Genomic DNA, 11,922 nt, shown 5'->3' with positions numbered 1-11,922 from the left:
CCTAACGCACCATTAACGTAATATTGCCAGATGCTATAATAATCGTTACAGCAAGAAAGAACATCAATGAAACAATAGCAAGGGCCGCAAATATGAACAAAATGCTTTTTGATATAACATTTAGAGATTGAATAATTGGACCACCGCCCAATGGTTGAATCACCGCTGCAGCAATATTATAGATTAGTACTAGTGATAACACTTTTAGCGCCGGAAAAGCGCAAATCATTAAGAGGATGACAACTCCAGCCAAGCCCACCGTGTTTTTTAATAACACAGAGGCGCTTAACACCGTATCGGTGGCATCTGTAAACATCCGACCAACGACTGGGATAAAGTTACCCGTTACAAATTTCGCAGCACGTATCGTAACGCCATCCGCTACCGCAGTTGTCGCACCTTGTACTGAAATAACCCCTAAAAAAACCGCAAAGAAAACGCCAAGAGTTCCTATCGCTACATTTCGTAATAAATTAGAAAGCTGGGTAACCTTGTACTGCTCACTGATAGTACTTACTATAGCGAGGACCGCTGATAGAAAGAGCATCGGAAGTACAAACTTCTGAATAAGTAATCCACCAGTATTTACAAGAAACAAGACGATCGGATGAAAGAAAGCAACAGAAGCTACTCCACCCACAGATGCCATTAAAGCTAAAAGCAATGGTATTAATGCAAGTAAGAATCCCATCATGTTAGCTATAGCATCTTCTGTATACTGAATCGCAACATGAAAGCTATTTAGTGCCAAGATAATTAAAACCATATAAATAATGCCATACGCTACTGTACTAACTGCTTTATGTTCAAATGCATTTTGCATGTTCTGCAGAAGGATACTAAAGATTGTAAGAAGGATCAGACTCCCAAGAAGCTTTCCATGCACAAGCAGTTCATGGAAGAGAAACTTTAGTAGGCCAATAAAATACGCTTTTAAAGATATCTGCTTTTCTCCTTTAATGAATTCCATAAATGAGCCTTTCTGACTTTCAGGTAAAAAACCCCCGTATTCCTCAATGACTTCATCCCAATAATCTTGTATTTCTTGTAAACCAAGCGTATTTAACTGCTTGTCTACAAATTGACTTGAATGAGGCTCTTCTTCCCCTTTTGCGACTACTGTAGATTCAAAAAACATAAGAGAAAAGCAGAGGAATAGCAGCATCAACAGCATTTTTTTCATGTGAGGCATGTCCCTCTCCCCCTCTTATGATGGTAATAATTTCAGTACTGTTTCTATGATTAACGTTAAGATTGGAATTGCCATAGCAAGAATCAACAACTTACCAGCAAGTTCAATTTTCGATGCAATTGCTCCTTGACCCGCGTCTCTTACAATTTGCGCACCAAATTCTGCTATATAAGCGATTCCGATAATTTTTAAAACCGTTTCCACATACACGATTTCAACATTCGCTTTTGCTGCAAGGCTTTCAAGCATTCGAATAATGTGTTGAATTTCTCCTATTAAGTAGAGAAAAATTAAAGCGCCTGTGAAAACCGTAATCGTGAAGGCAAACACAGGCTTTTGCTCTTTGACCACAATAACTAGGAAGGTAGCGATTAATCCTAAGCCGACTATTTGTAAAATATCAATCGCAGTCACCCCCTACCCTTGAAAAAGGAAGACTCCTCGTATTTTCTGAAAAAGATCATCTATAATTGTAATGACCATATAAAGGACAACAATAAATCCTATTAAAGTGACCCAGTGCGCGTATTCCTCTTTTCCCATTTGCTTTAAGATTGTATGAAGCATGGCAACGATAATACCAATACCAGCTATTTGAAAAATCGTATTCACATCATGATTCATCTACGCTTCCTCCCAATGACTAAATCAAAAGTATGACAAGAAGAATACCGCCAAGTACACCAAGGCTTTTAAACATTCTTTCATATTTCATCTGATTATCTCTCGCTTCACTTTCTTCTCTCTCTAAGTGAATTAATGCCAGCTTCAGTTGCTTTTGCTCATGTTCTCGATCATGCTGACCAATGGTAGCGCCTAATTGCTTCATCACTTCTTTTTCCTCATTTTTAAAGGCAGTGTATTTCCAAACTTCCTCCATACTTTCAATCCATGCTTCATACGCAGTAGCATGGCCTGCCTCAAGCTTCCTCCTAAATGAATCAAAAAACCACGATACAGGATGACCAACCTGTCTACATATATGACTACAAGCAACGCTTAAAGGTGTCATTCCGTAAACAATCTCTGCTTCTAGTGACTGTAATGCCGCCTTCAACTGACGTAATTGGCGTGACCGTTCACTAACTGTCCTAGACCATTCCACACCTGCCCATGTGCTTGCCATAATGATGAGCACTGCACCTAGTAACTTCATGCTAGATCACCTTTTTACGTCGAATTTCCTTACCGGTTTTATCTTTAATCGCACTAATTGTTCCTGGACCATCTTCTCGCGACAGTTCGACGATACGATCAAAGCACCCCGACTTTAATAACCCCTCCATACTTGGCCTACGGTTTAAATCATCCAATTTCGTCCCATGGACTGTCACTACGAGATTAATCCCAGCATTTATTGCTTCGATAATCGCTTCACTGTCTTCTTTTCGTCCAATTTCATCTACAATCAGTATTTCTGGACTCATGGAGCGAATCATCATCATCATTCCTTCCGCTTTTGGACACGCGTCGAGTACATCAACACGGTCTCCCAATCGATGTTGAGGGATCCCCTGTACACATCCAGCTATTTCTGAGCGCTCATCGACAACGCCTACCTTTGCTGATGGAATCCTTCTTAATTCATCTCCTTCAGCCATAAGTCGAGTTAAATCACGAAGCATTGTCGTTTTACCAGACTGAGGTGGCCCTAATATAATCGTATTCATCCACCTTCCAGCATATAGATATGATACTAGCGGTATAGCTATTCCAAGCTTTTGCTTCGCAATTCTCACATTAAATGAAGCAATATCTCTAATGGCTTTGACATGTCCATTTAGTGTAATAACCTTCCCTGCGAGGCCTACACGATGCCCTCCCTCAATCGTTACAAAACCTTTTTTAAGTTCTTCTTCCAGAGCATAGAGAGAGTAGTGACTTAGCTTATTTATCATTTGTAGACCATCATCTTTTGAAATAAAATAACCCTGGCCATTTAAGAGAGGAAAATCCGGCTTCCCGTTGATCATGATCTCAAGTGGACGGTTAATACGCATTCGAATTTCTTCAATCGTCGATCTTTCAACAATTGAATACTGATTCAAAATTTTTTGTACATTTTCCGGAAGCACGCGAAGAACTTCTTCCAAGAATGTCCCTCCTCTCTAAGCTTGTTTCTCCCTACACTACTATTCCTGCCTTGATTAAATTATGTCTCTACTAAATCTATGTAAGGGTTCCAATTAAAATAAAGGCAACCCCTATCATGATAAAAATAATTTTCATAATTGATAGATCACCTGCTAGACCAATCAACCCCACTGACATGGTAACTATTAAAATAATTGGCCCAACTATAGCGAGAATGGCATTAATCATCATGGCTGTTCTTAGATCCTGAATAAAAAGAATGAGAATCGCTGCTGTAAGCTCAATCACACCAGAAAGTATTCGAAGCACTCCCATGACAAGAACGGAATGAATCATCTCTAGCCTCCCACAAATTGTTTGTACAACTTATGATGAATTTATGATTTTCAGAAGAAGTTCGTAAATCATATAACTCAATTCATTATTGAGAAATCAGCTTCATCATGCACCTGAGGCAAATAGTATGTTAGCTAAATTGTTGTATTTAAAATATTGAACTTATTGGAGGAAAACAAAAAAACCACCCAGCGAAGGCTGGATGGTCATTTTACTTTTAAACCATTTAATATAAATTGTACTGTCAGTTCAATCTCCTGCTCATCATCCCACTCACTCTCCGGCACCATAATATACCGTGCAAGAAAAAACCCGAGAACGGCTGTTATCGAAAGTCTGATCGCAGAGGAAGGTGGAATTTGGATTAATTCGCCTTTCTGTTGGAAGTGAACAATCACTTTTTCAAATCGATCAAACAAATCCTTTGCTACATGCTCGATAAATTGGGTACGAAGTTCTTCATGAAAAGGAATCTCCTGCATCAGAATTTTAACAATTGGTAAGTGCTTGTGTATGAACGCCTGTCTATTTTTTACAACAGCTCTCAAAAAATCCTCATAGTGCTCATAGTCTGGTTTTAATACTTTGTCTAAATCTTTCACGATGAAAGGGGCAACAAGATGGCTCATAACAGGTGTAACAATAGCGAGCAGCAAGTCTTTCTTTGTATTATAATGGCGAAATATTGTTCCTTCCGCTACACCGGCACGTCTCGCAATTTGACTTGTTGAGGAAGCGGAAAATCCTTTTTCCTGGAACATTTCAACTGCCGCTTTAACAATGCGTTTTTGTTTCTCAGTTAAATCTCCGGACTCGCTTACCTCTTCATCAAATAGCCATTCCATGCCGTCTTCTATCTTTTTCATAAGCTCCCCCTGACTCTAAATGCGTCGGTGTTTTTTTAGTGCGTATATATTTAAAATCATAAAAGCGATTGAGAATCCAAATAAAATAAGTAAATCAATCCATATTTCTGTTATTCCCTGTCCTTTGATCATAACATCTCTAAGAGCTTCAGCTCCATAATACAAAGGAGTTAACGGACCAATCCAGCTTAAATAATTTGAAATCGTATCAAGATTAAATAATCCAGAAAAAAAGAGTTGCGGTACAACAACAAGTGGTATAAACTGAATCATTTGTAATTCATTCTTTGCAAATGATGAAAGTAAAGTTCCTAAAGTTAGGGCACTTAATGCTAGCATGAGTGTTATAAGTAGTACATAAAAGAAAGCGCCTTCCATTTTTAAATCAATCACATAAATACTATATAGGGCAATGATCGCTGATTGAAACATAGTAAATAATCCAAAGCCGATCACGTATCCAATTACAAGTTCCCACCTTTTAATAGGACTAGCTAAAACTCGTTCGAGCGTCCCCTGGGTTCTCTCTCTCAAGAAAGAAACTCCAGCAATTAAAAACACAAAAAAGAAAATAAAGAAACCAACTAGTACAGGACCAAAGTGATCAAATGAAGTCATGTCACTCGAGCCAAAAAGATAAGATACATCTAAATCCACTTCTTCGTTGTTTACCATAGAATTACTTCTAACAAGATTAATTACTGCTTGATTAATGGAGGGATCACTGCCTTCTAGATGTAGTTTCTTTTCCCCATTGCTGAAGTCAATAATTGCATCATAATCTTCTTTCAGTAGTGACTCAATGGTATCTTTTGACGTAACTTTTTTAACAATAGCATGCTCTTCTATTCTTTCGACGAGTTGCTCAGGTATGTTTAGTGTGCCCACTTTCAACTCCAGGTCTTCCCCGTTAAACACTAGCGATAACATGGTTAAAATGATAATTGGTGCCACAATCATTAGGCCAATCGTTCGCTTGTCATGAATGAACTGCCTTAATATACGTTTTACAACGGCTGTAATTCTCATTCCTTAACACCCCCATATGAGAGAAAAGCTTGCTCAATTGTCGTCGAATCCGTTTGCTTTTTCAATTCTTCTGGTGTTCCAACAGCAATCAACCGACCATCTCGAATCATCCCAAGCCTTGAACATCTATCAGCTTCATCCATTACATGAGTCGTAACGAGAATGATCACGCCCTTTTGTCTCAGATCTTCAAACGTATCCCATATCTTTTGTCGCAAGGACGGATCTATACCAACAGTTGGTTCATCAAGCAACAGGACTTCAGGGTCGTGCAATAAAGCGATAGCAAGTGATAAGCGACGCTTCATTCCTCCTGAGAAGTCTTCCACTCTTTTCTGAAGTTCGTTTTCTAAATCTACTAGCCTCATAGCAGATAAGATACGATCTTTTCGATCACGACGACTCACACCGCTAAGCGTTGCAAAGAATTCTAAATTCTCATAAGCGGATAGTTCACCATACAAAGCATCCGCTTGTGCCATATAGCCGATACGCTTCATTATCTTTAAATCAGGCATTTGTTCATCTAATACTGTTACCTTTCCTTCTGAAGCCTCTTCAATACCACAGAGCAGTTTGACAAATGTCGTTTTTCCAGATCCTGATGGTCCTAGGAGACCGAAGATCTCACCTTGCTTAAGTGAAAGGCTAATATTATCTAAGATCGTAGTCGTGCCATATCGTTTTGTAACACTTGCTTGGATAGCATCTTTTTGCATATGACCCCTCCTTAAATGAGTGATTACTCACTTCATTATACCATTCATCCCTTTTTTGTAAAGTGAGTAATCACTCATTCATGATTTTAAAAAAACCGCTCATACAGAGCGGTTTAAAAATGTTTACTTTATCCTCTTGATACATACTCGCCTTTAGAAGTATCTATAATTAAAACATCTCCCTGGTTAACGAAGAAAGGCACTTGAACAGTTAAACCCGTTTCAACAGTTGCGGGTTTAGTTCCACCTGAAGCTGTGTCCCCTTTAATACCAGGCTCAGTTTCAGTAACAACGAGTTCCACCGTATTCGGCAATTCAACTCCGATCGTTTCTTCACCATAAGTACGAATAGAAATCTCCATGTTTTCTTTTAGAAATTTAAGTTCATAATTAATTTGCTCTGCAGGAAGTTCAACTTGCTCATAAGTAGTTGTATCCATAAACGTATGCATATCGGCACTTGCATAAAGATACTGCATTTTACGATTTTCAATATGAGCTTTTGCTACTTTTTCTCCTGCTCGAAAGGTTTTTTCTTGAATTCCACCAGTACGAAGGTTACGTAGCTTCGTTCTTACAAAAGCTGCTCCCTTACCAGGCTTCACATGCTGGAAGTCCATTACCGTCCAGATGCCATTATCCACTTCAATTGTAAGACCAGTTTTTAAATCGTTAACAGAAATCATTAATAGTCCCTCACTTTCATTATTCGCCGAGGATCAGCAATTCTTTAGTAGAATGAGATAATGTCTCATTTCCAGTTTCAGTAATTACTGTATCATCTTCAATTCTTACTCCGCCTTTACCAGATAGGTAAATACCTGGTTCAACGGTTACTACCATACCTGGCTCTAATACTGTATCAGATTTAGTTGAAAGACTAGGTCCCTCATGTACTTCAAGACCAACACCATGACCTAGTGAGTGCCCAAAGTATTCTCCAAATCCTTTAGAAGTAATTAAGTCACGTGATAGAGCATCTGCTTCTTTTCCGCTCATTCCAGGCTTAATTTGTTCCATCGCCTTTAATTGAGCTTCTAGAACAGTATGATAGACACCTTTAAGCTCTTCTCCAGGATCCCCAACAGCCACAGTACGTGTAATATCAGAACAGTATCCTTTATAATAAGCACCAAAATCAAGTGTTATCAGTTCGTTTTTTCCAATGATTTTATCACTTGCAACGCCGTGCGGAAGAGCTGAACGTATACCCGACGCAACTATAATATCAAATGAAGACGAGGTTGCGCCATTTTTTCTCATGAAAAACTCTAGTTCATTAGAAACGTCCAATTCAGTTAGACCCGTACGAATGTATGATGTAATATGTTGGAAAGCAGCGTCTGCTATTTCGGTTGCTTCTTTAAGAACCTTTAATTCACTCGAATCTTTAATCATACGATGTTTCTCAAGAATACCATTAATCGGTACAAGTGTACCGTCTACATTATTCTCATATGCTTTAAAAACTTGATATGTAACCTGCGTTTCTTCAAAGCCAAGTTTTTTAACGCCTAGTTCATTCGCAAGCTTTGCTACTTCTCCAACAATCGGGCCTTTATGCTGCACAATATCAAACCCCTGTGCTTGCTCTCTTGCCTGATCCATATAGCGGAAATCTGTTACAAACTTCGCTTCTTTCTCAGTAATGAGAACAACACCTGAGCTACCTGTAAACTGGGAAATATATCTACGATTGCTTGCTGAAGTAATTAACATCGCATCTATATCATACTCTGTAAATGACTGACGTAGTTTCTCAATACGTTCCACTGTTTCGTCCCCCTTTAAAATGATGGCTATGTTAATGAACGTTGTTTATTATTGGCTCATATACGCTCTGTGACGACCAACCGTCTGAACAAATTTATTTGCTCGAAGCGATTAATCGTCACAGAGCGACCTTTCAATAGAGGTGAAAGGCAAGTGAAATGAAGATTTCACTCGAGTGAGCCAAAAATCGAAAATCAACAGCATAAGCTAACATAGCTAACTAAAATTATAAAAACGACCGCAATGCCAGTTCGTACCCATTCAAACCAAATCCTACCACTTGCCCTTCCGTTACTGGTGAAATAACAGATGTATGGCGAAAAGGTTCTCGCTTATGTACATTCGAAATGTGTACTTCCACAACCGGTACAGGAACACTTGCGATAGCATCTCGTATGGCGTAACTATAGTGAGTAAAAGCACCAGGATTTAAAATGATACCTGAAGCACTTTCTGCTTCATGAATCCAATCAATGATATCTCCTTCATGGTTTGATTGACGAAAAACAACAGCAGCGTCATTCTCACTAGCAAATTGTATTAACCGTTGTTCAAGGGTCTCTAGCGTGTCATTACCATAGATGCCGGGTTCACGTTTGCCAAGTCGATTTAAGTTAGGTCCATTAATTACGTAGAATGTTTTCATCCCGGTCTCCTTCATCACGATCTGACTTCTATATTAAATAGAAAAAAAAGAGAATGTTCCATGAACATTCTACCATAGCTTCATTTATTTGAATAGGAAGCGCCCTTCTGCTGGTTTTCATGATATTCAAAAGAAATCGAATACCCGATAAAGACGCCGTAAAGAAGATAAAGGCATATCGTAGTAATGACTGTGTTGCGATCAAGTTTCGTAATCGTTGGCAGATCGATGAACATTGGATTGAGTAAATAAAATACAATTATCCATAATACAATCCCATAAGCAAGTCCTGCAAGCATGTTATTTATTTTCACAAGCGTTACTTTGTACAAAAAAGCCACAAGTATGGATACAAGCCCAAGGGCAAGAATTCCAATCCACTGCCCTAGCTGTTCATTTTTCCATTCGCCAAGTGCCCATGGTGACAAAATGAGAGAGGGTGGTATCTTAGTAAATTTAAATAAGTATGTAAGATAACCAATTACACCCCAAAATAGTCCTCCAGCAATCCCGATTGTAATAACTTTTGATGTAAAAGATAGAGGTTGCTCCTGCTTATTTTGTTCAAGTTGCTCATTCTCTTTACCATCTTTCTGCTTCTCTTTATCCATAACACTCACCTCCCCCTTAAGCATTCCCTGTTGATGATGGAATTATTTATTAGAAGAATTGCCTATTGAAAAGATTAAAATTGCCTGTGTTGGGGAAAATGATTATTACAATCTATTACCTAGAGGTTTTTGCCTATTTCTTGTAGAATGGTATAAAGTACAATTTGTTAGAGTTTGAACGCTTCAAAACATTCTACTTCATACAATAGGTTGGTGAGAGATATTGTCAGATACAAATAAGCCTGCTTATGGCGGGCAAGCGGTTGTTGAAGGTGTTATGTTTCAAGGGAAACATACGTCTGTAACCGCCATTCGGCGCAAGGATGATTCAATTGATTATTTAGAAGTTCCGAAGCAGCCGAAGCCTATCCGAACAAAGCTTAAGAAAATCCCATTCATACGTGGTGTTGTTGCGATTATCGACGCCAGTGGCAATGGAACTAAACATTTGAATTTTTCAAGTGAACGCTATGATGTGGACCCTTCGGAAGATCAGGAAGTATTAGGTAAGGAAGAGCCTTCCAAAATAACGCTTTTATTAGGTGCAGCAGCCATAGGCGTTATCTCGTTTGCATTCGTAAAAACGATTTTCACTATATTACCCGCCTTAGCGGCAGCCTCACTTGAGTTTATATTTCCAGGGCACGTTGTACAGAACTTGATTGAGGGTTTCATTAAGCTCATTCTATTGCTTGGGTATATTTATTTTATTTCGTTAACCCCAATTGTAAAAAGAGTCTTTCAATATCATGGTGCAGAACATAAAGTCATCAACGCTTATGAAGCAGGACTTCCTATTACAATAGAGAATGTTCAAAAGCAATCGCGTCTTCATTATCGATGCGGAAGTAGCTTCATCCTTTTCACAGTAGTCATTGGGGTATTTATTTACCTTCTTGTTCCTACTGATCCATTATGGGTAAGGTTACTCTATCGTGTTGCATTAATTCCGGTAGTTCTTGGAGTTTCATTCGAAGTTCTCCAATTAACGAATAAAGTTAGAGAAGTTCCTGTATTAAAAGTGCTTGGCTATCCTGGGTTATGGGTTCAGCTACTAACAACGAAAAACCCAGATGATAAACAAGTTGATGTTGCAATCCACTCATTTAATGAACTACTTTCTCGAGATAAACAACGAGAGGAAGACGATTCAAGCACAAAAGTTGTGTAAAGATGAACAGGAGGTGAATCATTTGTCGCGCCGTGTTGTTCAACCTCTAATTTATTTATTAATTGGCCTAGCAGCTATTGGTTTTGTTTGGAAAATGGTCACAGACCCTCAAGGACTTTTCATGCAACTTCTTATCACTGCTGCGATTGCTGCGATCATGATCTTCGTTGTCAGAAAGTTAATGGCTAGAAGAATGGGTCAACAATCAACTTCCTATCAAAAGGCCGCTAAACAATCAACCAAAATGAAAAAGAAAAAAGCTACACCAAGAAAAAATGCACCTCACCTTCGTGTCATTCCATCTAAACGTCTTTCTCCTAGAAAGCGCTCTTTACAGGAGGATCGAAAACAAAATCCTTTTACCGTAATCGAAGGACGTAAAGGAAAAAAGAAAAACAGAGCTCTCTTTTAACATGGTTCACTTGTTTTACCGATAAGATTGGGCGCCTTAATAAAAAGTCATTGTCTTGAATGGAAAGCTCTTTCTACTTGGAAGTAACTAAACTAACATAAATATAGAAAAGGTGGCTGATTTCATCAGCCACCTTTTCATGTAATAATGTCAGGCAATTTTCTCCACGTATTGAGAAATTGAGAAGTTCGCTCTTCTCCTAACAAGATTAGTTTCTTTTGACTTTGTCTCTCTAGTTTAAAAGCTGTCGTCAGATCATGATCCACAGGTATAAACACAATGTTCTTCGCTTTTTGTTCTTCAATATATCGCGCATCATGAGCCTGCTTCATTGTTTCAAATAATGCCTGATACATATCAACAGCATTTGTAATTTTATTTTCCGGAACGTGGTTAAAGTTTGCACTCAATTGAAAGCCTAATACAGGTCTTTGTGGCTTTTTATTTTCAGGAGGTTGGAATATCCATAGAGGGAAGTTACTTAAAATCCCGCCATCTACCATATAGTGCTTTTTACCATCAATGGAGTAGAGCGGTTGAGGTTTAAAGAAAAATGGTAAACTCGCACTCATCCTAACAGCTTTCGCGACAGAAAATCGCTCAGGTACGAAGCCGTACTGTGCTAAGTCATCAGGTATAACGACAAGCCTCCCTTTCGATATATCGGATACAATAATCTTGAGTGATCCCTCGGGTAAATCACCGAATGTTTCAATGCCTTTGTTTTTTAATAACTCCCCTACCCATAATTCTAGGTCCTTCCCAGAATAGAGCCCAAGATTCCAGTACAACATCAACCACCGTATCAACGGGAATGTATAACCTGAGTTTTTTTCGAGTAGTGTCGTTAGATCCGTATCGAGCAAGATCTTTTCTAATTCATTTCCTTTATAACCTGATATAATCAAAGATGCAATTATAGCCCCAGCACTCGTGCCCGCTGTACGTTTAAATTCGAGGCCTTTTTTCTCAACGGCTTGAAGTGCTCCCACTAGCGCTATCCCTTTAACTCCGCCACCTGAAAAGACGCCATCAATGTACACACTCAAACCTCCTTCCCACCTTATTAAAGC

16 protein-coding genes are annotated in these 11,922 nt (G+C 38.8%); 2 read left to right on the top strand and 14 right to left on the bottom strand.

Annotation, left to right across the window (positions count from 1 at the left end; all coding sequences use genetic code 11):
• Position 1 precedes the first annotated feature (1 nt).
• The 13 genes from spoIIIAE to Q4550_RS04620 all read right to left on the bottom strand — a co-directional run bounded on the left by spoIIIAE (position 2) and on the right by Q4550_RS04620 (position 9,266).
• Entirely contained in the window at positions 2–1,183 is a 1,182-nt protein-coding gene (gene spoIIIAE / locus Q4550_RS04680) for a stage III sporulation protein AE (protein WP_303531125.1), read from the bottom strand.
• 24 nt (positions 1,184–1,207) lie between these two features.
• Positions 1,208–1,597 carry a stage III sporulation protein AD gene (gene spoIIIAD, locus Q4550_RS04675; RefSeq protein ID WP_194222342.1) on the bottom strand — a complete coding sequence of 130 codons (390 nt, stop codon included), beginning with the start codon at positions 1,595–1,597 and terminating at the stop codon, positions 1,208–1,210.
• Between the two features lie 12 nt (positions 1,598–1,609).
• Positions 1,610–1,816, bottom strand: a complete 207-nt coding sequence (gene spoIIIAC, locus Q4550_RS04670; RefSeq protein WP_048308951.1) for a stage III sporulation protein AC — start codon at positions 1,814–1,816, stop codon at positions 1,610–1,612.
• Between the two features lie 19 nt (positions 1,817–1,835).
• The gene (gene spoIIIAB / locus Q4550_RS04665; RefSeq protein WP_194222114.1) at positions 1,836–2,348 is read right to left on the bottom strand and encodes a stage III sporulation protein SpoIIIAB; all 513 of its coding nucleotides are present in this window, start codon (positions 2,346–2,348) and stop codon (positions 1,836–1,838) included.
• A gap of 1 nt (position 2,349) precedes the next feature.
• A complete protein-coding gene (gene spoIIIAA, locus Q4550_RS04660; protein ID WP_303530697.1) occupies positions 2,350–3,285 on the bottom strand; it encodes a stage III sporulation protein AA in 936 nt (311 codons plus the stop codon).
• A 76-nt stretch (positions 3,286–3,361) separates the two neighbouring features.
• Positions 3,362–3,622 (bottom strand): DUF2619 domain-containing protein, encoded by a 261-nt coding sequence (locus Q4550_RS04655; RefSeq protein WP_303530695.1) that lies wholly within the window; start codon positions 3,620–3,622, stop codon positions 3,362–3,364.
• A 206-nt stretch (positions 3,623–3,828) separates the two neighbouring features.
• Complete coding sequence (locus Q4550_RS04650; RefSeq protein WP_303530693.1) at positions 3,829–4,488, bottom strand: TetR/AcrR family transcriptional regulator; 660 nt, start codon at positions 4,486–4,488, stop codon at positions 3,829–3,831.
• Between the two features lie 15 nt (positions 4,489–4,503).
• Positions 4,504–5,517, bottom strand: coding sequence for an ABC transporter permease (locus Q4550_RS04645; protein ID WP_303530691.1), 1,014 nt, complete (start codon positions 5,515–5,517; stop codon positions 4,504–4,506).
• Positions 5,514–6,236, bottom strand: a complete 723-nt coding sequence (locus Q4550_RS04640; RefSeq protein WP_303530689.1) for an ABC transporter ATP-binding protein — start codon at positions 6,234–6,236, stop codon at positions 5,514–5,516. The genes Q4550_RS04645 and Q4550_RS04640 overlap by 4 nt, the downstream gene beginning before the upstream one ends.
• 128 nt (positions 6,237–6,364) lie before the next feature.
• Positions 6,365–6,922, bottom strand: a complete 558-nt coding sequence (gene efp / locus Q4550_RS04635; protein WP_303530687.1) for an elongation factor P — start codon at positions 6,920–6,922, stop codon at positions 6,365–6,367.
• Positions 6,923–6,941: 19 nt separating this feature from the next.
• Positions 6,942–8,009, bottom strand: coding sequence for a M24 family metallopeptidase (locus tag Q4550_RS04630; protein ID WP_303530685.1), 1,068 nt, complete (start codon positions 8,007–8,009; stop codon positions 6,942–6,944).
• Between the two features lie 226 nt (positions 8,010–8,235).
• Positions 8,236–8,655, bottom strand: coding sequence for a type II 3-dehydroquinate dehydratase (aroQ, locus tag Q4550_RS04625; RefSeq protein WP_303530683.1), 420 nt, complete (start codon positions 8,653–8,655; stop codon positions 8,236–8,238).
• Positions 8,656–8,735: 80 nt separating this feature from the next.
• Entirely contained in the window at positions 8,736–9,266 is a 531-nt protein-coding gene (locus Q4550_RS04620) for a YqhR family membrane protein (RefSeq protein WP_194222123.1), read from the bottom strand.
• 223 nt (positions 9,267–9,489) lie between these two features.
• On the opposite strand from Q4550_RS04620, the gene Q4550_RS04615 reads away from it, so the two are divergent.
• A complete protein-coding gene (locus Q4550_RS04615) occupies positions 9,490–10,437 on the top strand; it encodes a DUF1385 domain-containing protein (RefSeq protein ID WP_303530681.1) in 948 nt (315 codons plus the stop codon).
• A gap of 22 nt (positions 10,438–10,459) precedes the next feature.
• Positions 10,460–10,849, top strand: a complete 390-nt coding sequence (locus tag Q4550_RS04610; protein WP_194222125.1) for an SA1362 family protein — start codon at positions 10,460–10,462, stop codon at positions 10,847–10,849.
• A 137-nt stretch (positions 10,850–10,986) separates the two neighbouring features.
• On the opposite strand, the gene Q4550_RS04605 is transcribed toward Q4550_RS04610, so the two are convergent.
• A complete protein-coding gene (locus tag Q4550_RS04605; RefSeq protein WP_303530678.1) occupies positions 10,987–11,892 on the bottom strand; it encodes a patatin-like phospholipase family protein in 906 nt (301 codons plus the stop codon).
• Between the last annotated feature and the right edge of the window lie 30 nt (positions 11,893–11,922).

It is taken from the genome of Anaerobacillus sp. 1_MG-2023 (genome assembly GCF_030547345.1).
In the GTDB taxonomy this organism is placed as follows: Bacteria; Bacillota; Bacilli; order Bacillales; family Guptibacillaceae; genus Guptibacillus; species Guptibacillus hwajinpoensis_B.
The sequence above is the reverse complement of the archived record's forward strand: the minus strand, read 5'-3'. Positions and strand labels throughout refer to the sequence as shown.

Bases quoted from the DNA above. Each gene is read 5' to 3' on its own strand.
- spoIIIAE (WP_303531125.1), bottom strand. From the start codon at position 1,183: ATGAAAAAAATGCTGTTGATGCTGCTATTCCTCTGCTTTTCTCTTATG.
- spoIIIAC (WP_048308951.1), bottom strand. From the start codon at position 1,816: ATGAATCATGATGTGAATACGATTTTTCAAATAGCTGGTATTGGTATT.
- spoIIIAB (WP_194222114.1), bottom strand. From the start codon at position 2,348: ATGAAGTTACTAGGTGCAGTGCTCATCATTATGGCAAGCACATGGGCA.
- Q4550_RS04655 (WP_303530695.1), bottom strand. From the start codon at position 3,622: ATGATTCATTCCGTTCTTGTCATGGGAGTGCTTCGAATACTTTCTGGT.
- Q4550_RS04650 (WP_303530693.1), bottom strand. From the start codon at position 4,488: ATGAAAAAGATAGAAGACGGCATGGAATGGCTATTTGATGAAGAGGTA.
- Q4550_RS04645 (WP_303530691.1), bottom strand. From the start codon at position 5,517: ATGAGAATTACAGCCGTTGTAAAACGTATATTAAGGCAGTTCATTCAT.
- Q4550_RS04640 (WP_303530689.1), bottom strand. From the start codon at position 6,236: ATGCAAAAAGATGCTATCCAAGCAAGTGTTACAAAACGATATGGCACG.
- efp (WP_303530687.1), bottom strand. From the start codon at position 6,922: ATGATTTCTGTTAACGATTTAAAAACTGGTCTTACAATTGAAGTGGAT.
- aroQ (WP_303530683.1), bottom strand. From the start codon at position 8,655: ATGAAAACATTCTACGTAATTAATGGACCTAACTTAAATCGACTTGGC.
- Q4550_RS04620 (WP_194222123.1), bottom strand. From the start codon at position 9,266: ATGGATAAAGAGAAGCAGAAAGATGGTAAAGAGAATGAGCAACTTGAA.